This window comes from Rhodanobacter glycinis (assembly GCF_006438785.1).
Lineage (GTDB): Bacteria > Pseudomonadota > Gammaproteobacteria > Xanthomonadales > Rhodanobacteraceae > Rhodanobacter > Rhodanobacter glycinis_A.
Genome location: NZ_RCZB01000001.1, coordinates 1,061,767 through 1,084,897 on the forward strand (window position 1 = coordinate 1,061,767; position 23,131 = coordinate 1,084,897).

General features: G+C 63.0%; 19 protein-coding genes. 8 read left to right on the forward strand and 11 right to left on the reverse strand.

What is annotated here, in order from left to right; genetic code table 11:
• Position 1: 1 nt before the first annotated feature.
• Positions 2 to 967 carry a tRNA (adenosine(37)-N6)-dimethylallyltransferase MiaA gene (gene miaA, locus EAH75_RS05205; RefSeq protein WP_140804676.1) on the reverse strand — a complete coding sequence of 322 codons (966 nt, stop codon included), beginning with the start codon at positions 965 to 967 and terminating at the stop codon, positions 2 to 4.
• Between the two features lie 147 nt (positions 968 to 1,114).
• Here miaA and tdh point away from each other — a divergent pair, with 147 nt between their 5' ends.
• From tdh to kbl, 3 genes are all read left to right on the forward strand, one after another.
• A complete protein-coding gene (gene tdh / locus EAH75_RS05210) occupies positions 1,115 to 2,137 on the forward strand; it encodes an L-threonine 3-dehydrogenase (protein ID WP_140651374.1) in 1,023 nt (340 codons plus the stop codon).
• Positions 2,138 to 2,327: 190 nt separating this feature from the next.
• On the forward strand, positions 2,328 to 5,975 hold the full coding sequence (locus EAH75_RS05215) for a DUF748 domain-containing protein (protein WP_140804679.1): 3,648 nt from the start codon (positions 2,328 to 2,330) through the stop codon (positions 5,973 to 5,975).
• A gap of 122 nt (positions 5,976 to 6,097) precedes the next feature.
• Positions 6,098 to 7,297, forward strand: coding sequence for a glycine C-acetyltransferase (gene kbl, locus EAH75_RS05220; protein ID WP_140651192.1), 1,200 nt, complete (start codon positions 6,098 to 6,100; stop codon positions 7,295 to 7,297).
• A 98-nt stretch (positions 7,298 to 7,395) separates the two neighbouring features.
• Here kbl and EAH75_RS05225 read toward each other — a convergent pair whose 3' ends face one another.
• The 3 genes from EAH75_RS05225 to EAH75_RS05235 all read right to left on the reverse strand — a co-directional run bounded on the left by EAH75_RS05225 (position 7,396) and on the right by EAH75_RS05235 (position 11,282).
• On the reverse strand, positions 7,396 to 8,169 hold the full coding sequence (locus EAH75_RS05225; RefSeq protein WP_140651190.1) for a pseudouridine synthase: 774 nt from the start codon (positions 8,167 to 8,169) through the stop codon (positions 7,396 to 7,398).
• 162 nt (positions 8,170 to 8,331) lie between these two features.
• Positions 8,332 to 9,483, reverse strand: a complete 1,152-nt coding sequence (locus EAH75_RS05230; RefSeq protein ID WP_140651371.1) for an OmpA family protein — start codon at positions 9,481 to 9,483, stop codon at positions 8,332 to 8,334.
• Between the two features lie 347 nt (positions 9,484 to 9,830).
• Positions 9,831 to 11,282 (reverse strand): bifunctional 2-methylcitrate dehydratase/aconitate hydratase, encoded by a 1,452-nt coding sequence (locus EAH75_RS05235; RefSeq protein WP_140651187.1) that lies wholly within the window; start codon positions 11,280 to 11,282, stop codon positions 9,831 to 9,833.
• 276 nt (positions 11,283 to 11,558) lie between these two features.
• Here EAH75_RS05235 and EAH75_RS05240 point away from each other — a divergent pair, with 276 nt between their 5' ends.
• Positions 11,559 to 12,248: a TerC family protein gene (locus tag EAH75_RS05240; RefSeq protein ID WP_140651185.1), complete on the forward strand. Its 690-nt coding sequence runs from the start codon at positions 11,559 to 11,561 to the stop codon at positions 12,246 to 12,248.
• 144 nt (positions 12,249 to 12,392) lie between these two features.
• Here EAH75_RS05240 and EAH75_RS05245 read toward each other — a convergent pair whose 3' ends face one another.
• From EAH75_RS05245 to prpB, 7 genes are all read right to left on the reverse strand, one after another.
• A complete protein-coding gene (locus tag EAH75_RS05245; protein ID WP_140651183.1) occupies positions 12,393 to 13,793 on the reverse strand; it encodes an acetate kinase in 1,401 nt (466 codons plus the stop codon).
• Positions 13,794 to 13,862: 69 nt separating this feature from the next.
• Positions 13,863 to 14,387, reverse strand: coding sequence for a hypothetical protein (locus tag EAH75_RS05250; RefSeq protein WP_140651181.1), 525 nt, complete (start codon positions 14,385 to 14,387; stop codon positions 13,863 to 13,865).
• An 8-nt stretch (positions 14,388 to 14,395) separates the two neighbouring features.
• A complete protein-coding gene (locus tag EAH75_RS05255; protein WP_140651368.1) occupies positions 14,396 to 15,037 on the reverse strand; it encodes a C39 family peptidase in 642 nt (213 codons plus the stop codon).
• 62 nt (positions 15,038 to 15,099) lie between these two features.
• Positions 15,100 to 15,486, reverse strand: a complete 387-nt coding sequence (locus EAH75_RS05260) for a hypothetical protein (protein WP_240046188.1) — start codon at positions 15,484 to 15,486, stop codon at positions 15,100 to 15,102.
• A 132-nt stretch (positions 15,487 to 15,618) separates the two neighbouring features.
• Positions 15,619 to 16,569 carry a hypothetical protein gene (locus EAH75_RS05265; protein WP_205043191.1) on the reverse strand — a complete coding sequence of 317 codons (951 nt, stop codon included), beginning with the start codon at positions 16,567 to 16,569 and terminating at the stop codon, positions 15,619 to 15,621.
• 484 nt (positions 16,570 to 17,053) lie between these two features.
• A complete protein-coding gene (gene prpC / locus EAH75_RS05270) occupies positions 17,054 to 18,205 on the reverse strand; it encodes a bifunctional 2-methylcitrate synthase/citrate synthase (RefSeq protein WP_140651176.1) in 1,152 nt (383 codons plus the stop codon).
• Between the two features lie 66 nt (positions 18,206 to 18,271).
• Positions 18,272 to 19,162 (reverse strand): methylisocitrate lyase, encoded by an 891-nt coding sequence (gene prpB, locus EAH75_RS05275; protein ID WP_140651173.1) that lies wholly within the window; start codon positions 19,160 to 19,162, stop codon positions 18,272 to 18,274.
• A gap of 157 nt (positions 19,163 to 19,319) precedes the next feature.
• Between prpB and EAH75_RS20030 the strand changes: the two genes are divergently transcribed.
• From EAH75_RS20030 to ahpF, 4 genes are all read left to right on the forward strand, one after another.
• Positions 19,320 to 19,838 carry a cation:dicarboxylate symporter family transporter gene (locus tag EAH75_RS20030; RefSeq protein WP_277752527.1) on the forward strand — a complete coding sequence of 173 codons (519 nt, stop codon included), beginning with the start codon at positions 19,320 to 19,322 and terminating at the stop codon, positions 19,836 to 19,838.
• Entirely contained in the window at positions 19,793 to 20,617 is an 825-nt protein-coding gene (locus EAH75_RS20035; protein ID WP_277752528.1) for a dicarboxylate/amino acid:cation symporter, read from the forward strand. The genes EAH75_RS20030 and EAH75_RS20035 overlap by 46 nt, the downstream gene beginning before the upstream one ends.
• 162 nt (positions 20,618 to 20,779) lie before the next feature.
• Positions 20,780 to 21,343, forward strand: coding sequence for an alkyl hydroperoxide reductase subunit C (gene ahpC / locus EAH75_RS05285; RefSeq protein ID WP_161596197.1), 564 nt, complete (start codon positions 20,780 to 20,782; stop codon positions 21,341 to 21,343).
• A gap of 134 nt (positions 21,344 to 21,477) precedes the next feature.
• A complete protein-coding gene (gene ahpF / locus EAH75_RS05290) occupies positions 21,478 to 23,088 on the forward strand; it encodes an alkyl hydroperoxide reductase subunit F (RefSeq protein WP_140651168.1) in 1,611 nt (536 codons plus the stop codon).
• The last annotated feature ends 43 nt before the right edge of the window (positions 23,089 to 23,131 follow it).

A 23,131-nucleotide genomic window follows, 5' to 3' on the forward strand; every position in this document is an offset into this window, starting at 1 on the left:
GTCAGCGTCCAGCCAGCCGAGCCGGGGTACCCAGAAAGAGCTGCACGGCGTCGGCGGCGCGGGCGCCCAGCGAGGGTCGATCCGGATCGAACAGGCGTGCGCCGTAGTCGCTGCGCAGCCAGGTGATCTGCCGCTTGGCCAGCTGGCGAGTGGCGAAGATGGCGCGGTCGCGGAATTCGGCGGGATCGGTCAGGCCGTCCAGATGCTCCCAAGCCTGCCGGTAGCCTACCGCGCGGATCGCCGGCAGCTCGGCGTGCAGGTCGCCACGTGCGCGCAATGCGCGAACCTCATCGAGAAAACCCGCCGCCAGCATCGTGTCGAAACGCAGCGCGATGCGTTCGTGCAGGACGCGTCGGTCCGCCGGCAACAGCGCCAGCTTGAGTACGCGCCACGGGAAATGTGCCGTCGCGCCGCCACGCTGCAATTCGGACAACGGCCGGCCAGTCAGCTCGATCACTTCCAGCGCGCGCTGCACACGCTGCGCGTCGTTGCAGCCGATCCGTGTCGCCGCCAGCGGATCCCGCTGCGCCAGTCGCGCGTGCATGGCGGGCCAGCCAATCCGTTCGGCTTCCGCGGAAAGTCGCGCCCGGATCGCGGGATCAGCCTCCGGCAAATCGGACAACCCGTGCTGCAACGCGCGGAAATACAGCCCGGTGCCACCAACCAGCAACGGCACCCTGCCCCGCGCGCTGATCTGCCGTATCACCGGCAACGCATCGGCACGGAAGTCTGCCGCTGAATACGGCTGGCCAGGATCGCGGATGTCGATCAACGCGTGCGGATAGCGCGCCAGGGTCGCCGCATCGGGCTTGGCCGTGCCGATGTCCATGCCGCGATAGACCAGCGCCGAATCGACGCTGACCAGGTCCAGCGCGAAGCGCTCACTCAGCTCGCACGCCAGCGCGGTCTTGCCCGAGGCGGTGGGACCCATCAGGAAGATGGCCAATGGACGTGTATCGATGGGCATCGTGAAAGTGTAGGGGCCAGGCTGCTGGGCAGCCAGCAACGTGCCTGGTCTGGCAACCACACCACAGCCAGGCGCCCGGCTGGTTCTATAATTGCCGCTTCCCCGCCCGCTGTTCGGGCCAACCAATGGATTCCCATGTCGCAGACGATGAAGGCCCTGGTCAAGCGCAAACCCGAACAGGGCATCTGGATGGAAGAAGTGCCGCTGCCGGTGGTTGGCCCGAACGAGGTGCTGATCAAGATCGAGAAGACCGCGATCTGCGGCACCGACCTGCACATCTACAAGTGGGACGAGTGGAGTCAGCGCACGATCAAGCCGGGGCTCACCATCGGCCATGAATTCGTCGGCCGCATTGTCGAGATCGGCCCGGGCGTGACCGGTTACAAGATCGGCGACCGCGTTTCCGCCGAAGGCCACATCGTCTGCGGCCATTGCCGCAACTGCCGCGCCGGCCGTCAGCACCTGTGCCCGAACACGATCGGCATCGGCGTGAACCGCAACGGTGCGTTCGCCGAGTACATGACGATGCCGGCCTCGAACCTGTGGCCGATCCCGGACCAGATCCCGTCCGAGCTGGCCGCATTCTTCGACCCGTACGGCAACGCCGCGCATTGCGCACTCGAATTCGACATGATCGGCGAGGACGTGCTGATCACCGGCGCCGGCCCGATCGGCATCATCGCCGCCGGCATCGCCAAGCACATCGGCGCGCGCAACGTGGTGGTCACCGACGTCAACGACTACCGCCTCAAGCTCGCCGCCGACATGGGCGCGACGCGCGTGGTCAACGTTTCCAAGCAGTCGCTGAAGGACGTGATGAAGGACCTGCACATGGAGGGCTTCGACGTGGGCCTGGAGATGAGCGGCAACCCGCGCGCGTTCAACGACATGCTCGATTGCATGTACCACGGTGGCAAGATCGCCCTGCTCGGCATCCAGCCCAAGGGCGCCGGTATCGACTGGGACAAGGTGATCTTCAAGGGCCTCACCCTGCAGGGCATCTATGGCCGGCGCATGTACGAGACCTGGTACAAGATGACCCAGATGGTGTTGACCGGCTTCCCGCTGCAGAAGGTGCTGACTCACCAGATCCATATCGACGATTTCCAGAAGGGCTTCGACCTGATGGATGCCGGCACCTGCGGCAAGGTCGTCTGCTCCTGGAATTGAGCCTTGCGGTTCGACCTGGGATACGAGTCCACGCTCCCTGACCACGGCTGAAACACAGGGAGCCTACCCTTCACCGGCAGGCCGGCTTCTCCGTACACTGGATCCACTCGGCCGGGGTGCCGGCGGATATTGGATGACCGGCGTGTTGCACCCCGCGCCGCCGGACCAGCGCTGACGGAGAGTTCCCATCATGGTTGATCGTCGTCATCTTCTCGATGACTTGCGCCTGGCCCAGCTACGCGCACATGCCGACCGTCTGTACCGCTCGCACCGGCTGCGCAAGGCCGTGCTCATCCTCGGCATCGTGCTGGTGGCGTTCGGTCTGCTGGGTTTCTTCGCCGGGCCGCCGATCATCCGTGCGCAGTTGCAGAGCCGTCTCAGCGCCAAGCTGCGCCGACCTGTCAGCATCGGCGCGGCGCATTTGAATCCGTATACGTTGCGGCTGCAACTGGATCAGCTGCATATCGGCGATGCGGACGGCCATTCGCCGTTCGTCGACGTGGATCAACTCGTCATCAATGCTTCCTGGACCTCGCTGTTCCGGCTCGCGCCGGTACTGGACGAGTTGTCCCTGCAACATCCGCAGTTGCACATCACGCGCAACGGGCCCCAGCGCTTCAATTTCTCCGACCTGATCGAACGCTTCTCCGGCCCGGCCGATCCCCATGCCAAGCCGGCCCGTTTCGCGCTGGCCAATATCAGCGTGCATAACGGCGATATCCGGTTCGATGACCAGGTGCTGAAGGGCAGCCACCGGGTCGACCAGATCGAGCTGGGCATCCCGTTCCTGGCCAACCTGCCATCCGATACCGATCTGTTCGTGCAGCCGTTGCTGGCGATGCGCGTGGACGGCAGCTCGTTGCGCATCGATGGGCAGACCAAACCGTTCGCCGACAGTCGCGAGTCGGTGATGGCCTTCCATCTGAATCGGCTGGACTTGCCCCGCTATCTGGCCTACGCACCGGAACCGCTGCCGATCGCGGTACCGCACGGCCAGCTGTCCGGCAAGCTGGAGCTGCATTTCACAACGGGCAGGAACGGCAACCAGCTGCGCCTCGATGGTGACCTCGCGCTGGATGACTTCACGCTCACCACGCCCGGCGGCAACGTACTGGTGGAACTGGGCCACGGCAGCGCCAGACTCGCCGATGTGCAGCCTCTGCTGTCGCGCTACCACCTGGGCGCGGTGGGTGTAGACAAACTGACCCTGCACTACCACCGCGATGCCGATGGCCGCAGCAACTTCGACGCGTTGACCGCCAGCAATCCCGCCAAACCGGCCGGACCGCCGACTGAAGTGAAGATCGATGTGCTGAGCTTGAACGGCAGTCGCTTCGATTATGTCGACCTGGGTTCCCGCGGCGCGCAGCCGGGCACGCTTGACCTGCAAAACCTGCACGGCACACTGCGCGGCCTGTCCACCGTGGCAGCGCCTGCTGCCGTGCTCGACGTGGCAGGTCAGCTGGCCGGTGGCAACATCGCCAGCAGCGGCAAGCTCGATCTCGCCAACACGCACTACAGCGGCAGGTTCAATCTGAAAGACGCCAGGCTGGCGCCACTGCAGGCGCTTGCCCTGCCTCAGCTGCAGGCCGACATCAGCAGCGGCACGATGGATGCCGAAGGCCAGCTGGTGGCCGAATGGGGCACGCGCGTCAACGTGCACCTGGAGCCGGCTACGATCCGCGTCAATTCGCTTGAGCTGAAGCGCGCTGACAGCAAGCTTGCTCCGATAGCCTGGGACTCCCTGGAACTGAAGATCGCCAGGCTCGACCTGGCCGGCAGCGAGGCCCGCCTGGACAGCCTCGTCGCGCGCGGTCTGAAGCTGGATGTGCAGCGCCAGCGCAACGGCAGCTTCGATCTGGCTGCGCTGATGGGGCCGTCGACGCCAGGCAAGGTGACGCCTCGCGGTGCCACGGCCAGGAACAAGACCAGGCCTGCCCCCGCCGCCTCGCCAGGTTGGCACTGGAGCCTGGCCCAGCTGCAGGTCGAAGACAGCGATATCAACTACAAGGATCTTGCCGCCGACAAGCCGATGCCGCTGGCGGTGCACGTCGAGCACTACGGCATCCAGGGCCTGTCCGACGACATGCACCGGCCGCTGAAACTGGCGTTGACCGGCAAGCTCGGCAAGGGCGACTACGACGTCAGCGGCAGCGTGAAACCGCAGCCGATGGAAGCCGACCTGCGCCTGAACACGCACGGCATGGACATCGCGCCGCTGCAGTCGATGATCAGCGTGCCGCTCAACGTGCGCATCGGCAGCGCCCTGCTCAGTCTGGACGGCCATGTGCGCTACAGCGACCGCGGCAGCGCGCCGGCACGCATCGACTACCGTGGCCAGGCCACCCTGGGCAGGGTCAAGGTGCAGGACAAGCTGACCGGCGACGACTTCCTGCGCTGGCACTCGTTGAGCGCAAGCGGCCTTACGGTGCGCTTGGGCCAGGGTGCGCCGCATGCCGATATCGGTGGCATGGTCCTGAGCGATTTCTATGCACGCGTGATCGTCAACCCGACTGGTCGCATCAACCTGCAGGATGTGGTGGCCAGTCCGGAAACCGCGCCGGTATCGGTGACACGTGAACAAAGCGCGCCGCAAGCCGCCGCCGCGGCAACTGCGGCGGCAGCCAAACCGGTCGCAGTGGAAGAAGGCCCCCGGCCGGAAATCCGGATCGGCCAGATCACCGTGGCCCGCGGTCAGCTGAATTACACCGACAACTTCATCAAGCCGAACTACACCGCCAACGTCACCGACCTGGGCGGCAAGGTGGGTGCGTTCGGTACCGCCGATGGCACGCCCCCTGCCGAACTGGTGCTGCAAGGGAAGCTGGACGAGAACTCGCCGGTGGATATCGGCGGCATCATCAACCCGCTGACTCCCGTGGCCTTTCTTGACATCAAGGCGAAGGCAAACGGCGTCGAGCTCACCCATCTCTCGCCCTATTCCGGCAAATACGCCGGCTACCCGATCACCAACGGCCAGCTCAATGTCGACGTGCACTACCAGCTCGATCAGCGCAAGCTGACTGCCGACAACCACATCTTCATTACCCAGCTGACCTTCGGCGACCGCATCGAGGGACCGGGCGTGAGCCACCTGCCGGTCAAGCTGGCAGTGGCCTTGCTGAAGGATGCCGACGGCAACATCGACGTCAACCTGCCGGTCTCCGGCTCGCTGGACGATCCTCAGTTCAGCATGGGCGGCCTGATCTGGCACGCCCTCGGCAACCTGCTGGCCCGAGCGGTGACTTCACCGTTCCGCCTGCTCGCCTCGATCGGCGGCGGCAGCCACCCCGATCTGGGCTATGTGGAGTTCGTGCCGGGCTCGGCCGTGCTGGATGCCGGGGCCCAGGCACGCCTGGACCAGCTGGTGAAGCTGTTGCAGAGCAAGCCCTCGCTGACTCTCGACATCACCGGCCGCATCGACCCCGGTGTGGATGAGAGCGGACTGCGCAAGGTGATGGTCGACGACCTGATACACCAGGCCAAGGCCGACGACGATGGCAAGAAAGCAGATCCAGCCACGCTCAAGCTCACTCCCGACGAGTATGAGCACTATCTGGAACACGTCTACAAGCACACCAAGTTTCCCAAGCCGAAGAACATGATCGGCCTGACCAAGTCGCAACCTCCGGAGGAAATGCACCAGCTGCTGGAGGCAAATATGCCGGTTGACGCGACCGCGTTGCGGCAGCTCGCCGAGCGCCGCGCCCAGGCAGTGCAGGCCTGGCTGAAGGGCAAGCTCGACGACAAGCGCATGACCAAGCGGCCGCCCAAGCTGGACGCCAAGGGCATCGAGGACAAAGGCAAGACCACCCGGGTGGACTTCGGCCTGCATTGAGCCCGCAGATAAGAAGAGGCCGGCGACATGCGGGTGCGTACGCGCCGCATAACGGGCTGGTCGATTCACGGCAGGGCCAAGAGGCTTCACAATGGGCGCTTTCCCCAGCCGGAATCCTCCCCATGACCTACACCGCCAAGGCACGCTACGCCAGCGAACTTCAATCCATCCGCGAACAGGGCCTGTTCAAGGCCGAGCGCATCATCACCTCGCCACAGTCCGCCGAGATCGAGCTGGAAGGCGGACGCAAGGTGCTGAACTTCTGCGCCAACAATTACCTCGGCCTGGCCGACAACGCGGAAGTGATCCAGGCCGCGAAGGACGCGCTGGACACGCACGGCTTCGGCATGGCCAGCGTGCGTTTCATCTGCGGAACCCAGGATCTGCACAAGCAGCTGGAGGCGAAAATCGCCGACTTCTTCGGCACCGAAGACACCATCCTCTACGCCGCATGCTTCGACGCCAACGGCGGCCTGTTCGAGCCGCTGCTGGGCGAGGAAGATGCGGTGATCTCCGATGCGCTGAACCACGCTTCAATCATCGACGGCATCCGCCTGTGCAAGGCCAAACGCTTCCGCTATGCAAACAGTGACATGGCCGACCTGGAAAAACAGCTGCAGGCAGCCGATGACGCCGGCGCGCGCACCAAGCTGATCAGCACCGACGGCACGTTTTCGATGGATGGCTTCATTGCGAAACTGGACCAGATCACCACGCTGGCAGCCAAGTACAATGCCATGGTGCATATCGACGAATGCCACTGCACCGGCTTCCTCGGCGATACCGGCCGTGGCGCAGCCGAAGTGCACGGGGTGATGGACAAGATCGACATCTTCACCGGCACGCTGGGCAAGGCACTCGGTGGTGCGCTTGGCGGCTTCACCACCGGCCGCAAGGAAGTGATCGAGCTGCTTCGCCAGCGCTCACGCCCGTACCTGTTCTCCAACTCGCTGCCGCCGCACGTGGTTGCCGCCGCCATCAAGGTGTTCGACATGCTGAGCAGCGCTGGCGACCTGCGCAACGTGCTCAAGGAAAACACCCGCTATTTCCGCGAGCAGATGAGCGCGGCCGGCTTCGACATCAAGCCGGGCGTGCACCCGATCGTGCCGGTGATGATCTACGACGCGAAACAGGCACAGGCGATGGCTGCCGGCTTGCTGGAGGAAGGCATCTACGTCACCGGTTTCTTCTATCCGGTGGTACCGCAGGGTCAGGCACGGATACGCACGCAGATGAGTGCGGCACATACCCGCGAACATCTCGATCACGCAATTGCCGCGTTCACCAAGGTCGGTCGGCAGCTGGGCGTGATCGGCGCCTGATCCTGCCGAACCCCTGTGGGAGCGGCTTCAGCCGCGATGCTCTCGGTTTTGACAAAGTTGGTTCAAGAGCATCGCGGCTGGAGCCGTTCCTACCTCCCTCATCTGCTGCGGGTATCGAGTGCATTGACCTCGTCGGCACTCAGCCGCCGCCACTGACCCTTCGCCAATTCGCCCAACGTCAATGGCCCGATCGCCACCCGGATCAGGCGCAACACGTCGAAACCCAACGCCGCCAGCAGGCGACGGATGTGCCGGTTGCGGCCTTCATCCAGCACCACTTCCAGCCATGCGTTCTTCTCGCCGACACGCAGCAGCGTCGCTCTTCGTGCCTTCAGCAGATCGCCTGCATCGTTGATGCCTGTCTGCATCGCCGCCAGCACCGCCGCATCCGGCAGGCCCGCAACCTGGACGTGGTAGGTCTTGTCCAGATGCGCGGACGGAGCAGTGATGCCTGCCGCCCAGGTGGTGTCGTTGCTAAGCAGCAGCAAACCCTCGCTGGCCTTGTCCAGTCGGCCCACCGGTCCGACCCACGGCAGTCCGGCCGCAGCCAGTGCGGTGTAGACCGTGTCGCGGCCCTGCTCGTCGGCCGCGCTCACCACCAGCCCACGCGGCTTATTGAACGCAACATAGACACTTTCCACGGATTCAACGGCATGCCCATCAACCACGATGCGATGTTGATCGATCAGCGTCGGGTGATACGGGTCGCGCACGATACGCCCATCGACACTGACCCGACCAGCGCGTATCCACTGCTCTGCCTGGCTGCGCGAGCATGTGCCGCGCTTGGACAAGACGCGTGCGAGTCCGTGCCTTGGCGAGGATGTCGCAGGTGCAGCGGAACGCGTGGAACGAAAAGGTGGGAGAGACATTCCACTAGCGTATAAGCCGGAGCCACGGCACGACAAGGATCATCGTGGCATAACATGTCGACCCTGTGGTGGATCCCCAGGCAGCACGCGTACTGGTAGTGGTAGCCAAATAAAAAAACCCGGCCGAAGCCGGGTTTTTCGTGTTGCTTTACCGAGGTTCGATTACTGCTGAACCTGCAGCTCCGTACGACGGTTCTGCGCACGACCGGAGTCGGTTGCATTGTCGCCGATCGGGTTGGTCTCGCCGTGGCCAATCGGGCCTTCCAGACGGCTGGCGTCGATGCCGTGACCGGTCAGGTAGTTGTAGACGATCGAGGCGCGACGCTCGGACAGGCTCTGGTTGTACTCGTCCGTGCCCTTCGAGTCGGTGTAACCGGCAACCGTCACATGCACCTGCGGGTAACGCTGCAGGGTGTCAACGGCCTGGTTCAGAACCGCGATCGAGTCGGCGCTCGGCTCAGCCAGCGACTTGGAGATGTCGGTTTCACCCTTCTTCGGGCGATCGAACTTGAAGTTCACGCCGCGCAGGTCGATCACGACCTTCTGCGGGCAACCATCGGGACCAACGATCGTACCGGAAGCAGTACCCGGGCACTTGTCGTCGCAGTCGTTCACGCTGTCGCCGTCACTATCCTTGGTCGAGCAATCGGCCGGGGGCGGAGTGGCCGCCACAGGTGCCGCTGCCGCTGCCGGAGCGCCGAAGCGCGAGACGATGCTGAAGCCCAGGAACCAATCACCATAACCGTCTTGCGCCGGCTGGGTCTTGTTGTCCCAGTCATAACGGTAGCCGCCTTCGATGCGGATGTCGGAGCTGTCTGTGACCGTCTTGGATACACCGCCACCCAGCTCAGCCGCCGGTGACCAGCCGCTGTCGCCAGACGACTGATGATGGCTGCCCATGACGCCGGCCAGCAGGTAAGGGCGCCATGCGTTCCAGTCACCCGCATAGAAACGCACCGCGGCACCAACGCTATTGTTGGACCAGGCATTATGGGAATGGCCACTACCGCCGTTCACGACGCTGTTATCAACCTTGCGCTTGGTACGGTCAACAAACAAGTCGATCGACGCGTTCGGTGAAATGAAACGACCCACGCCCAACCCGTAATAGATCTGACGGCTGTTGGTGTTGCGATCGGTGTCGTTGTAATAACCGCCCACGGTCGGGGCGATATACCAGCGACCATCATAGGTCGAGGTAGCCATGTCGGTGGTCGCGGCATCGGCGGGAGCGGCAGTGGTGTCCTGCGCATGAACGGCACCTACGCCGCCCAGGGCCAGCGCAATCAGAAAGTACAAGCCCTTACGTTTCATCAGGTGTCTCCTCATTTATTAGGTTTTCGCGTCCGTTCAACCCCAACCGGAAGTCGCGCGTCAGAACTGAACTACGTCATTCAGAGCTTTTAAAGCCCCTGCTTGGCGTTTATGCGACAAGCGGCGGGGAGTGTAGCAAAATCGTTAAGTGGTTGGCGCTTTAACACCTTTGCAACTAAATCCCGGTGAGACTTCGTTCAGGAAAGTTTATTGGGATGCGGGTGATCAAGCTTTCTAGCTGGCACACGCTGTTTGGCACGTGTTCGACGGTTGAGCGAAACAGAATTGGCAGGGGCGGTAGCCACCATGTGCTTCCGCCCTGCCTTAATCTTCCACTCACATCGTCTTTACAACGTGAAGAGCGCCATGAAGTGCTGCACGGGCATTGCATCGAGGGTTGCCGGGTCCTTCGTCGCTGCCATGATCGCCTTGACCCGATGCGCCGGCAAATGGCCGCGCATCGCCGCCTCGAATTTCTGCAGCAATACCGGGATGCCCTCGACCCGGCGCTTGCGGTGTCCGATCGGATAATCGATCGAGACCTTTTCGGTGCTGCTGCCGTCCTTGAAGAACACCTGCACTGAATTGCCGATATAGCGTTTGGCAGGATCGAAATAGTCCCGCGTGAACTGGGGATTTTCGACAACCGTCATCTTGTCCCGCAAAGCATCGATACGCGGATCGGCGGCGATGTCGTCGTTGTAGTCGCTGGCCACCAGCCGACCGTAGATCAACGGTACTGCCACCATGTACTGGATGCAGTGGTCGCGGTCGGCATAGTTGGCCAGCGGGCCGGTCTTGTCGATGATGCGGCAACCGGCTTCCTGCGTCTCGATGACGATCTTGTCTATGTGGTCAATCTTGTCGGCGACCATGCTGTGCAGCTGCATCGCGCATTCCACCGCCGTCTGCGCATGGAACTCGGCCGGGTAACTGATCTTGAACAGTACGTTCTCCATCACGTAGCTGCCAAACGGGCGCTCGAACTCGAACGGCTTGCCCTTGAACGCCACGTCGTAGAAGCCCCATGTCTTCGCGCTGAGCGCTGAAGGATAACCCGCCACGCCACGATGGACAGCATTGATCGCGTGGGTCACCGCGCGGCGGCAGGCATCGCCGGCAGCCCAGCTCTTGCGGGGACCGGTGTTCGGCGCGTGACGATAGGTGCGCAGCGCACCGTTGTCGATCCAGCTGTGTGAAACAGCCGTGATTATCTGCTCCTTGTCACCGCCGAGCATCGCGGTGGCAACCGCAGTGGAGGCCAGCCGCACCAGGATCACATGATCCTGGCCAACCCGGTTGAAGCTGTTCAGCAGCGCGTAGCAGCCCTGAATCTCGTGCGCCTTGATCGCATAGTCGAGCACGTCGCGCACGGTCAACGGCTGACCACCCTCGCGTTCCGCCTTGCGGCTGAGGTAATCGGCCACGGCGAGGATGCTGCCGAGGTTGTCCGACGGGTGCCCCCACTCGGCCGCCAGCCAGGTGTCATTGAAGTCCAGCCAGCGGATCTGCGCGCCAATCGCGAACGCAGCCTGCGCCGGATCGAGCTCATGGCTGGTGCCCGGCACGCGGGCACCGCCCGGCAGCGTGGCACCAGGCACTAACGGGCCAAGGTGCTTCACGCATTCGGGAAACTTCATCGCCAGCATCGCAGTGCCAAGCGAATCGAGCAGCATGTAGCGCGCGGTGTCGTAAGCCTCCTTCGAATCGATCTTGTAGTCGACCACGTAATCGGCGATATCGACCAGCGGTTGGTCGGGATCGGGACGGACGGCGGAACGGATGTCGTGCGCACTCATGACGGATCTCGCAACAGGGGAAACCGCCATTTTAGCTGACTGGCGCATGGTTCGTTGCTTGACCGCGACACCGCACGCCCGGACAATCAATCAAACACATCCCAGAAGGGAGTAGTTCCCGGCGCAGGTTCATCTGCTCCGGTGTGGTGATCGTCAACACGAGCGACGCTTCGCTCCGGTCACCTCGGCAGCCATGCTGCGAACGAGACTTTTGTGGTGGATACGGGCCGCGCGCGTCCGTGTTCACTGCATTGTCCGACGCGCATGGAAACCCGCATGGAATTCACTGGTACCGATTTCTTCTCCGGCCTGCTGGCCATCATTCTGCTTGACCTCGTGCTGGCTGGCGACAATGCCATCGTCATCGCCATGGCAGCCAGCCGACTGCCGAAGGCCCTGCAAAAGAAGGCTGTGTTCTGGGGCACGTTCGGCGCCGTCGCAGTTCGTTTTTCACTCACCGCTGTAGTTGTCTACCTGCTCAAGCTGCCAGGACTGATGCTGGTTGGTGGTGTCCTTTTGCTGCCGATCGCGTGGAAACTGCTGCGCCATGATATCGACGACGATCCCAACATCAGCGCTGCCGAATCGTTCTGGAACGCCTTGCGCACGATCATCGTTGCCGATGCGTTGATGGGCATGGACAACGTACTGGCGATCGCCGGTGCATCAAAGGGGCATCTGGGCCTGGTCATCATCGGCCTGTTGATCAGCGTGCCACTGGTCGTATGGGGCTCAACCCTGATCCTGAAGTTGATCGACCGCTTCCCGATAATCATGTACATCGGTGCCGGCGCGATCGCGTTCACCGCTGGCCGGATGATTTCGCACGATCGCTGGTTGAGTGTCTGGTTCGACGCGCACAGTTGGGTGAAGTACGCCCTGGACGCGCTGCTGGTGATCGGTGTTTGCGGTGGGGGCTGGCTGATGCAGCGACGACGCGAGCGGCTGAAGGCCCTCGCCAGATGACGACGTATCCGAGCGTGAAGCTGCAAGGCTTTGGAGTCGCGCATGAAGCTTTGCTGCATGCCCGGCGCCTGCTCATTTGCCAATTACATCGAACTGAATGGATTGACCACCCCGGCCGATGTCAAAGACCTCCAGAGTCACTGGTCAGTACATCATCGGCACCCTGACCGTCACGGTGGCATCCGGCGTGTCGCGGGTCACGCCGACGCCGAGTGTGAAGTTCATGGTGCGCCTGTCGTTGAAACGATAGGACCCGCCGATCAGCAGGGTGCCCAACACGCTCTTGGCCGAGCCGGCCACGGTCTTGCCGTTCTGTTTGGTGATACCGACAAAGCTCTGGTCGTAGCCGATGCTGATCGACGCCTTGTCATTCAACGCAAGCCCCATGCCGACGCTGACATCGGCAATGTCGCCCACCCGCACCGTGCCAAGCTGCTCCTTGCCCCCGAGCAGTACAGTGCGGCTGACGTCGTGACGCGGGAAATTGTGCAGGTAGCTGAGGTTGCCGAAGAACACCACCGGGTCGGAGGGGTACAACCAGGTAATGCCCGGCTGCAGCGAATAGAAACCCGAGCCGGTTGGCAGCTGTAGCGGCAGACCGGTACCGGTCGCATTCTGCACGCAGCGGTTGACACAATCGGTGGTGACCTCGAACGGATCCCGCCCGGTGCGCGACTTGAAGCGCAGCCAGCCCACGTAATACGGCCGGTCGGCACCACCGTCGTTGATCTGGTAACGCGCGGTAGCCTCGATATCGCCGATGCCATGACCACTGGAGGTGAATACCTTGTCGGTGGCACTGCCAGTGAAAATCTCGCGGCTGATCGTGTCGGTGTGGCCGTAGACGTACGGGATCCGCAGTTCCATCTCCAGCCGGTTGGTGAGCCCGTAGCGCAACGCGACTGCCCCCGTCTGCGTCGTCGTCTTGACTTGTCGCGCGTCGATCAGGCCGATCAGGATGGCCGGTATCACCGTATAGCCGATCAGGGCGACCCGGTCGGCCGATGAATATCCAAACTGATAGGACGGCTCCACCACCAGCTTGCCGCGTGGGGTCAGCACGCCAGGCTGGTTGAAGATCGGTGCCACGGCCGGCGGGCGCTCATCGTGTTCAGGCGCCTGCCCCACCGTACGCTCCGGCGCCTGCCCTGCGGGGACGACGTTGTCGGCAATCGCGTTGCCCGTGGGCATCGGCAGCGCGCTGGCCATCGAGCCGCCGGCCCTGACGTTGCCGGCACGCTGCTGCTCGAGTACGTCCAGACCAACCGCATGGCGCAACGCGCGGTAGTCGGCCTGCTGCGTTGCGAGTGCACGTTTCATGGCCTCGATCTGCGCACTCTGCGCGGCGAGCTGGCCTCGCATGGTCTCGATGCGCGCGTCCTGCTCGAGCATGCTCTTGCGGATCACTGCCGACAGTTCAGCCGAACTCGTCGGCGACGGATGGTCCGTTGGCGGCACCGGATTCTGCGCGTGGGCCACCCCGCCAAGCAACAGCAGCCCCGTGCAACCGGTCGAGCACCTGCTTCGCCATGATTTGCGGGACATCGCGTTTCCTCATTGATCGGAGGGCACCCTGCTGCGGCGGCGCATGCCGGCTCCGTTCGGGGTCAGTAATCAGTGTCCCAGCGAGCCGACCAAGCCTGCCTGCAGGGCTTCCTGCAGGCCCAGGTTGCGGAATGCAGCCTGGCTGTTCACCGCGGCATTGATCGTCGTCAGACTGCGGATGTCCTGGTTGTCGAGGCTGTTCTGGATCACCGTCGCAGCCGTCGCATGGTCGAACGTGGTCGGGGCGATGCTGTTGCCGGTGCCGTTCTGGACGAGGTTGACCGTCCTCGCGGCGGCAGCGAGTGCACTGGCCTGGCCAAGCGTCATGCGGCCGACGTCCGGAACGTACACGCTGGTGCTGGAGACCAGGCTGCCATTGATGTAGACGACGCGGTCGATACCAAAGGACGCCAGCAGCCCGTTGCCGAGGTCGAAACCGCCACGGGTGTCATCGAGGCGGTGGTCGCTGGCCGCGGTCGGCCAGCACGCGAGCTGCGTCGCCATCGGCGAATCCTGCGCATGCACCAGGCTCGCGGCAATCGACAAGCCAGCCAGCGCGCAAAAACAGGGGAACTTGGCCCAGGCATGGCTCATGGTGGCACTCAGATGTCCCCCGGGCCGCGCTTGGGCAACGTGATGTTGCCCAGGCCGGTACGGTCGATGGCGGAATGAATGGGTGCCATCGGCGCAGCACGCCAGTCGTCGCTGCTGTTGAATACCGCCAGTGCACGCCGGTTGTGGATCACGAAGACCAGGCCGTTCTTCCATGCCGCCTCGAACTGCGCACGCGGGATCGAACGCGTGCCGCGGGCCGGATCGCCCAACAGGACGCGGCCTGCGAGCAGGCCCTTGATCACCACGAAATGGTGGTAGCCCTTTTCGTCGATCAGCGCGATCGCGGGAATCCCTTCCTCGCGCAATTTGTCCAGCGACACCTGGAAACCATCGGCCTCGAAACCGTTGGCCTGCAGGAACCTCTTGATGTCGAGCAGCGAGAAGCCCTCGCGGTTGATCTTCGGCTGATTGCCATGCGCATACATCTGCCCAAACGCTTCCTGTTCGTTCACCGGATAGCCGTACTGGTAGGTGAGCAAAGTCGCCACGGCTGCAGAGCCGCAGCTGAAATCGTATTTCTGACGGATCGTGTTCCGGTAGCGAATTTCCTTGAGGCTGGTCATGTGCAGGCTGTAACTGCCGCCCTGCACGCCCGGCAACACGACCGGTGCAGCTGCTGCCAGCTGCATCACGGGAAGCAGGCCGGCGACGAACGTCGCGACCTGCCAGAAAAAGCAAGGCGGCCGGCAAATCATGGCTGGAACTGCACGTTGACGATGGTGGCGTTCTGAATCAATACGGCGTTGCCGCTGTTCTGGATCACCATCGGTAAACCCATGGCGCCCGTGAACGAGCCGGAGCTGATCACGTTGGCTCCGTTCACCACATGATCGACGCGGTTGTTTGCCACCGTACCATTGAGCGTCATGGTTTCGGTGACATCGGTGCCACCACTGAACTTCGCCAGTGCTGCGGAATCGATGCTCGGACCCCATCCCGCGACGTCACGTGGTGGCGCGACTTCATGCCTGGACGATGATGACGATGCTGCCGTGATCATGGGTGACGGTGCAGCAGGCTCTGCTGCCATCACATTCCACACCGTTGCAGTGAGCAACACCGCGATGAGCCAGGACATCGGTCTGACTGTTCGCATGGTTCTACCTCCATCACAGGTGCGGGCAGCGAGCTCTGCGCATATCCAGCAGCCCGGACACAACCACCAGAAAACACTGTGGAGCGCGAGGCACCCCACAGTGTCTGGTTCTACCTATGGACCAACGTTGAGATTGGCCTGGACATTCACGCTCTGCTGGATCAGCGAGCCGACACCACTGTTCTGCGCCATGACCGTAACGCCAGCAGCTGCAGCAGCTGCGCCTGACATGTTGTTGGACATGTCGAACGTGCCAGCATCCACCGAGTTCGATCCACCGGCTCCGCCGGAACCGCCGGCTCCAGCGATACCTTCGCCGCCCGTGCCGGAAGCACCGGCGCCGCCCGCACCACCCATGCCACCAGTGCTGTCAGCTGCACCACTGCTGCCACCGGTCGAAGTCGCTGCGCCGCTGCTTGCGGTCGACGCGCCACCGGTGCCTGCTCCGGCTGCCCAAGTGCCGCCGGCTCCGCCGGTCGCCGTTGCAGTGCTGGAGCCGCGTGAGCGGGCATGGGCGTTGCCGTAGTTGTCGCCGCTGCTGTCGCCACCGGATGCAGCACTGAGCGCGCCGACTTCGCCGCTATCAGCTCCGGATCCGCCGGCATAGCCGCTGTGCGAACGGGCATTTCCACCGTTACCACCGGATCCGCCACGACCACCAAGCGCAATGCCACCGTAGCCATCGCCACCGGATCCGCCACGACCACCATTGGCATTACCCCAGTTGCTGGCGACATTGCCAATGTCGTGCGCGCGGATGTCGGTTACGGTGCCATCGAGCCGGCTGATCGCGACTGCCTTGCTGCTATTGAACGAGTTGGCTACCGATGAGGTGGCCGTGCCTCCGTTGTTGGCTGCTGCGCTGCCCAAACCATCGGCATACGCGTCGCCGTTGTTGTTGTGCTGATTCGAATGCGTGGAGCTGTCCGAATACGAATGTGTAGAGCTGTTCGAATACGAATGCGTGGAGCTGTTCGAATGTGTCGAGCTGTCACTGGTCTGCACTGCAGTGGAATCTTTCTGGGCCGATGGTCCGGCGCCGCCGGTCTGCGTGGTATCCGCCATGGCCGGAAGAGTGAGTCCCAAGCCAATGCATATCGCTGTCATAAGTAGAGTCTTTCGCATGTTTGCTCTCCTGGAACGATGCGGTGAACCCCCTGTTTTTGCCGTGAAGCAAGCAGCTGGAGCAATCTTCGCGCCAGCCCGGAAAGCTTTTTCCGACTGCGGTTAATTTGCTTATAAATCAATTTATTGGAGTGTCCTGCGTACTGGAAGGCATACCGCAAGCCCGGTGGCGAAAACCGCGAACTGAATCAGTTCCGCAACACATCGGCGTCGCCGCTGACTCGCCTATCCACGTGGAATCGGGAATCCGGCACAGATACCGACCCCGCAGCGCCTTACGCAACATGTAACAAAATTGATACAGCTGAATGGTCGCGGGAACGACTCGAATCATCCGGAACGCCTTGCGCAACCGATTTCATCATTTCCCAGACAAGAAAAAGGGAGCCACGAGGCTCCCTTTTTCTTGTCAATGCGCCCTTGCTCAGCGCTTGTCGATCGGCATGTAAGCCTGATCTTCCGGACCAGTGTAATTCGCGCTGGGGCGGATGATCTTGCCGTCCTCGCGCTGCTCGATCACGTGCGCGCTCCAGCCGGAGGTGCGGGCGATCACGAACAGCGGCGTGAACATCGCGGTGGGTACGCCCATCATGTGGTACGCGCTGGCGGAGAACCAGTCGAGATTGGGGAACATCTTCTTGACCTCGGCCATCACCTTCTCGATGCGCTCGGAGACATCAAACAGAGCCGGATTGCCACCGTCGATGCACAGCTTGCGCGAGATCTCCTTGATGATCTCGTTGCGCGGATCGGACACCGTATATACCGGGTGACCGAAGCCGATGATGATTTCCTTGCGCTCGACGCGGGCGCGGATATCGGCCTCCGCATCATTGGCGCTGCGGTAGCGCGCGATGATTTCCATCGCCACTTCGTTCGCGCCGCCGTGCTTGGGGCCGCGCAGCGCACCGATCGCACCGGTGAGCGCCGAGTACATGTCCGAACCGGTGCCTGCAATCACGCGTGCGGCGAACGTCGAGGCATTGAACTCATGCTCGGCGTACAGCACCAGCGACTTGTCCAGCGCCTGTGCGTGCAGCTCGCTCGGTTTCTTGCCGTGCAGCAGGTGCAGGAAGTGCGCGGCGATCGAGTCGTCGTCGGTCTGCGTCTCGATGCGCTTGCCGTTGTGGCTGAAGTGGTACCAGTACAGCAGCATTGAACCGAAGCTGGCCATCAGGCGGTCGGCGATTTCGCGCGCGCCGGTGACGTTGTGGTCGTCCTTTTCCGGCAGCACGGTGCCGAGCACCGAGCAGCCGGTGCGCATCACGTCCATCGGATGCGTCGCGGCCGGCAGCAACTCCAGCGAGGCCTTCACCGGCGCCGGCAATCCGCGCAGGCGCTTCAGGCGCGCGCGGTAGTTGTTCAGCTCGGTCCAATTCGGCAGCACGCCGTGCACCAGCAGATAAGCCACTTCCTCGAAGCAGCCCTTGGCGGCCAGGTCATGGATGTCGTAGCCGCGATAATGCAGGTCGTTGCCGCTGCGGCCGACCGTGCACAGCGCTGTGTTGCCGGCGGCAACACCGGACAACGCGACGGATTTCTTGGCCTTGGGCAACGTTTGCGTGGTTTCGCTCATGGATGGAACCTCGATCAATGGAGACATGCCGGCAGGCCGGCACGGCTTGGTGAAGGAACGCGTCGATCAGTCGGATTTGCCGTCGGCAAACAATTCGTCGAGCTTGCGCTCATAGGCGTGGTAGTCGAGGTAGTCGTACAGCTCCTCGCGCGTCTGCATGGTCGGCACGGCCGCTTTCTGGGTGCCATCGCGACGCACCGTCTCGTAGAAATTCAGCGCCGCCTTGTTCATTGCCCGATACGCACCACAGCAGTACAGGATGATGTCGACATTCGCGCTGGCCAGCTCGTCGCGAGTGAACAGCGGGGTCTGACCGAACTCGGTGATGTTGGCCAGGATCGGCACCTTCACCGCCGCCTTGAACTGACGGTACTGCTCCAGCGTGTAGATCGCCTCGGGGAAGATCATGTCGGCACCAGCCTCGACACAGGCCTGCGCCCGTTCGATCGCTGATTCCAAACCTTCCACCGCGATCGAATCAGTCCGCGCCATGATCACGAATTGCTCGTCGCTGCGGGCGTCCACCGCGGCCTTGACCCGATCGACCATCTCATCCTTCGACACGATCGCCTTGCCCGGACGATGACCGCAGCGCTTCGCGGCGACCTGATCCTCGATATGCAGCGCGCCAGCGCCAGCCTTGATCAGCGAACGTACCGTGCGTGCGATGTTGAACGCGCCGCCCCAGCCAGTATCGACGTCGACCAGCAACGGCAGGTCGCAGACATCGGTGATGCGGCGGATGTCGGTGAGCACATCTTCCATCGAGCTGATGCCCAGATCCGGCATGCCCAGCGAGTTGGCTGCGACGCCACCGCCGGACAGGTAGATCGCCTTGAAGCCGCTGCGCTTGGCCATCCGTGCGGCATAGGCGGTGATCGCGCCGACGACCTGCAGCGGCTGTTCCTCGGCAACGGCGGCGCGGAAACGCGCTCCGGGGGATGCTGGATGAGTCATGTCGCCTCCGTTAAAACGGTCATTTTAGCGCAGTACGACGTCCGGCCTTCGGCAGGTCGGTCGGGCAGACCCCGGCATGGGCGGCATCTTCGCAAAATCCTGCGTGACGAAGCCGCGGCCAGCCCGTACATTCAACCGCATGAGCACATCAACTCCCTTGGCAAAGCGCATCCTGTGGGGCCTGGTGATTGGCATCGTCGCTGCCGTGGTTACCCTGGGCATTGGTCGACTGCACCCGGCGACGCTGAGCGTGATGCAGAAGATCTCCGGCGCCGTGTTCGATCCGCTCGGGCAGATCTTCCTGCGCATGCTGTTCTTCGTGGTGATCCCGCTGGTGTTCACCTCGCTGGCTTCCGGTGTGGCCCAGCTCGGCCGGCTGGATCGGCTCGGTCCGTTGGCCGGTCGCACGTTTCTGTTGTTCTTCCTCAACATGGGCATCGCCGTGGCGATCGGCCTGGTGATGATGAATACGGTGCAGCCAGGGCACCACCTGGACGAGCAGGCCCGCACCGAGCTGATGCAGGAATACGGCAGCCGCGCACAACAGACCATCGAGAGGGAGGCCGCGCAGCCGAGCATGAGCTTCGCCACGCTGGTGGAGATGTTCATGCCCGCAACCTGCTCGGCGCTGTGGCCGGACCCAGCCGGGATACGCTGGGCGACGTGCTGCCGTTGATCGTGTTCGCGATCCTGCTGGGTGCTGCCGCCACCCAGCTCAGGGAGAAGGAGCGCAAGCGGGTACAGGTCGCGCTCGACACGGTCACCGACCTGATGACACGGATTGTCGGCTTCGCCCTGCAGCTGGCGCCGTTCGCGGTGCCGGCGATGATCTACAGCGTGATCGTCAAGGTGGGTCTGGACGTACTGCTGGCGCTGTCGGTGTTCGTGGTCGGCTGCACCGTGGCGCTGGCCCTGCACCTGTTCGGCACCATGTCGCTGTGGCTGCGCTTCCTGGCCGGACGCTCGCCGCTGGCTTACTTCCGGCAGATCCGGCCGCTGCTGATCACCGCGTTCTCGACCAGCTCCAGCAACGCCTGCCTGCCCGCCTCGCTGGCGGTGGCGCGCGACGAGCTGAAGCTCGCGCCCAGCACCGCCGGCTTCGTGCTGCCGCTGGGTGCGACCATGAACATGAGCGGCACGGCCCTGTTCGAGGGCTGCGTAGTGCTGTTCGTGGCGCAAGCGTTCGGCGTGGAGCTGGCGTTGGGCCAGCAGGCTGTGCTGATGCTGCTGTCAGTGCTGAGCGCAGTGGCGGTCGCGGGTATTCCCGGTGGCTCGTTGCCGATGATCGCCGGCTTGCTCGCGACCTTCGGCATTCCGCCCGAAGGCCTCGGCATCATCATCGGCGTGGACCGCATCCTCGACATGATGCGTACCACGGTGAACGTCGGCAGCGACATCGTCACCGCCACCGTTGTCGACAGGCAGTTGCGAAATCGACTGGCAGCCACCAGCTAGATCAAGTCACGCCCGGCGTGGTTGAAGGCTGGCCCGGGCGTGTTCGCAACGGATCGTTGTCATAGCCAGTGCCAATCGAGGCGATGCTGACAATCAATTAGATTAATCGGATTGAACGCCATATCCTCATACTCACTTTCAACCACCACGGGAAAACCAACGATGTCCCTGATCAATACCGAAATCAAACCGTTCAAGGCACAGGCTCTCAAGAATGGTCAGTTCATTGAAGTTTCCGATGCCGATCTGAAGGGCAAGTGGTCCGTCATGTTTTTCTACCCGGCCGACTTCACCTTCGTCTGCCCGACGGAGCTCGAGGACCTGGCCGACAACTATGCCGAGTTCCAGAAGCTGGGCGTCGAGATTTACTCGGTCTCAACCGACACCCATTTCGCCCACAAGGCCTGGCACGACACCTCCGACGCGGTGAAGAAGATCAACTACACGATGGTTGGCGACCCGACCCATCAGATCTCGAAGAACTTCGAGGTGCTGATCGAAAACGCTGGCATCGCCGATCGCGGCACCTTCGTGATCGATCCGTCGGGCAAGATCCAGATCGTCGAGATCACCGCCGGCGGCATTGGCCGTGACGCAACCGAGCTGCTGCGCAAGGTCAAGGCCGCGCAGTACGTCGCCTCCCATCCGGGCGAAGTCTGCCCGGCCAAGTGGAAGGAAGGCGAGAAGACCCTGGCACCGTCGCTGGACCTGGTCGGCAAGATCTAAGCAGTACTGCGCGTTATGCGCCACGGACCCGGAGTTCTTCCGGGTCCGAACCACCGAAACATAGTGCAACCACGATGCCCGGGTCCGCCCGGGTGCTCGCCACGCACATCCCGAAGAAACCCACGGAGTCCGTCATGTTGGATGCCCATCTCAAAGCCCAGTTGAAGGCCTATCTCGAAAAGGTCACGCAGCCGATCGAGATCGTTGCGTCCCTGGATGACAGCGCCAAATCCGCTGAGCTGAACGAACTGCTCGAGGAAATCACCGCGCTGTCCGATCAGATCACCCTGGTTCGCCGCGACGACAACGAGCGCAAGCCCTCGTTTGCGATCAACCGTGTCGGCAGCGACATCGGCGTGCGCTTCGCCGGTATTCCGATGGGCCATGAATTCACGTCACTCGTGCTCGCCCTGCTGCAGGTCGGCGGCCATCCGTCCAAGACTGCGGCGGACGTGATCGAGCAAGTGAAGAATCTCAATGGCCCCGCTCCCGACGGAGTGCTCCGCTTCGAAACCTATTTCTCGCTGTCCTGCCAGAACTGCCCGGACGTGGTGCAGGCACTGAACCTGATGAGCGTGCTGAATCCGAAGATCCAGCACGTCGCCATTGATGGCGCGCTGTACCAGGATGAGGTCGACGCACGCCAGGTGATGTCGGTGCCGACCGTCTACCTCAACGGCGAAGTGTTCGATCAGGGTCGCATGAGCCTGGAGCAGATCCTGGCCAGACTCGACACCGGCGCCGCCCAGCGCGAAGCCGAGAAGATCAAGACCAAGGATGCATTCGACGTACTCGTCGTCGGCGGTGGCCCGGCCGGCTCGGCCGCGGCGATCTACGCCGCGCGCAAGGGCATCCGTACCGGCGTGGCGGCCGAGCGTTTCGGCGGCCAGGTACTGGACACCATGGCGATCGAGAACTTCGTCTCGGTCGGCTATACCGAAGGCCCGAAGCTGGCTACGGCACTGGAACAGCACGTCAAGGATTATGACGTCGACATCATGAACCTGCAACGCGCCGAGAAACTGCTGCCGGCAACCGAGGCTGGCGGCCTGATCGAACTGCAGCTGGCCAACGGCGCCACGCTGAAGTCGAAAACCGTGATCCTCTCCACCGGTGCGCGCTGGCGGCAAATGGGCGTACCCGGCGAAGACGAATACCGCAACAAGGGCGTGGCCTACTGCCCGCACTGCGACGGCCCGCTGTTCAAGGGCAAGCGCGTGGCGGTGATCGGCGGCGGCAACTCCGGCGTCGAGGCGGCGATCGACCTGGCCGGCATCACCAGCCACGTCACCCTGGTCGAGTTCGACAGCAAGCTGCGTGCGGACGATGTTCTGCAACGCAAGCTGCGCAGCCTGCCCAACGTCGACATCATCGTCAGTGCGCTGAGTACCGAGGTGCTGGGCGATGGCCAGAAGGTCAGCGGCCTGGTCTACAAGGACCGCGTCGACGGCGTGATGCACACGCTCGAACTGGAAGGCATCTTCGTGCAGATCGGCCTGCTGCCGAATACCGAGTGGCTGAAGGGCACGCTGGAACTGTCGCCACGCGGCGAGATCGTCATCGACGAACGCGGCCAGACTTCGCTGCCCGGCGTGTTCGCCGCGGGCGACGCCACCACGGTGCCGTACAAGCAGATCGTGATCGCGATGGGGGCCGGCTCGACTGCCGCGCTCAGTGCGTTCGATCACCTGATCCGCAGCCCGCTTCTAGTCGCGGAGACGGAAAAAGAAGCAGTAGCTGCTTGATCACCTGAGCTGGAACGAAGGGGACGGCACAAGCCGTCCCCTT

What these genes read in the sequence shown, in the direction of transcription:
- miaA (WP_140804676.1), bottom strand. Translation starts at nt 967, where the DNA reads ATGCCCATCGATACACGTCCATTGGCCATCTTCCTGATGGGTCCCACC.
- tdh (WP_140651374.1), top strand. Translation starts at nt 1,115, where the DNA reads ATGAAGGCCCTGGTCAAGCGCAAACCCGAACAGGGCATCTGGATGGAA.
- EAH75_RS05215 (WP_140804679.1), top strand. Translation starts at nt 2,328, where the DNA reads ATGGTTGATCGTCGTCATCTTCTCGATGACTTGCGCCTGGCCCAGCTA.
- kbl (WP_140651192.1), top strand. Translation starts at nt 6,098, where the DNA reads ATGACCTACACCGCCAAGGCACGCTACGCCAGCGAACTTCAATCCATC.
- EAH75_RS05225 (WP_140651190.1), bottom strand. Translation starts at nt 8,169, where the DNA reads ATGTCTCTCCCACCTTTTCGTTCCACGCGTTCCGCTGCACCTGCGACA.
- EAH75_RS05230 (WP_140651371.1), bottom strand. Translation starts at nt 9,483, where the DNA reads ATGAAACGTAAGGGCTTGTACTTTCTGATTGCGCTGGCCCTGGGCGGC.
- EAH75_RS05235 (WP_140651187.1), bottom strand. Translation starts at nt 11,282, where the DNA reads ATGAGTGCGCACGACATCCGTTCCGCCGTCCGTCCCGATCCCGACCAA.
- EAH75_RS05240 (WP_140651185.1), top strand. Translation starts at nt 11,559, where the DNA reads ATGGAATTCACTGGTACCGATTTCTTCTCCGGCCTGCTGGCCATCATT.
- EAH75_RS05245 (WP_140651183.1), bottom strand. Translation starts at nt 13,793, where the DNA reads ATGTCCCGCAAATCATGGCGAAGCAGGTGCTCGACCGGTTGCACGGGG.
- EAH75_RS05250 (WP_140651181.1), bottom strand. Translation starts at nt 14,387, where the DNA reads ATGAGCCATGCCTGGGCCAAGTTCCCCTGTTTTTGCGCGCTGGCTGGC.
- EAH75_RS05255 (WP_140651368.1), bottom strand. Translation starts at nt 15,037, where the DNA reads ATGCAGCTGGCAGCAGCTGCACCGGTCGTGTTGCCGGGCGTGCAGGGC.
- EAH75_RS05260 (WP_240046188.1), bottom strand. Translation starts at nt 15,486, where the DNA reads ATGTCCTGGCTCATCGCGGTGTTGCTCACTGCAACGGTGTGGAATGTG.
- EAH75_RS05265 (WP_205043191.1), bottom strand. Translation starts at nt 16,569, where the DNA reads ATGGCGGATACCACGCAGACCGGCGGCGCCGGACCATCGGCCCAGAAA.
- prpC (WP_140651176.1), bottom strand. Translation starts at nt 18,205, where the DNA reads ATGAGCGAAACCACGCAAACGTTGCCCAAGGCCAAGAAATCCGTCGCG.
- prpB (WP_140651173.1), bottom strand. Translation starts at nt 19,162, where the DNA reads ATGACTCATCCAGCATCCCCCGGAGCGCGTTTCCGCGCCGCCGTTGCC.
- ahpC (WP_161596197.1), top strand. Translation starts at nt 20,780, where the DNA reads ATGTCCCTGATCAATACCGAAATCAAACCGTTCAAGGCACAGGCTCTC.
- ahpF (WP_140651168.1), top strand. Translation starts at nt 21,478, where the DNA reads ATGTTGGATGCCCATCTCAAAGCCCAGTTGAAGGCCTATCTCGAAAAG.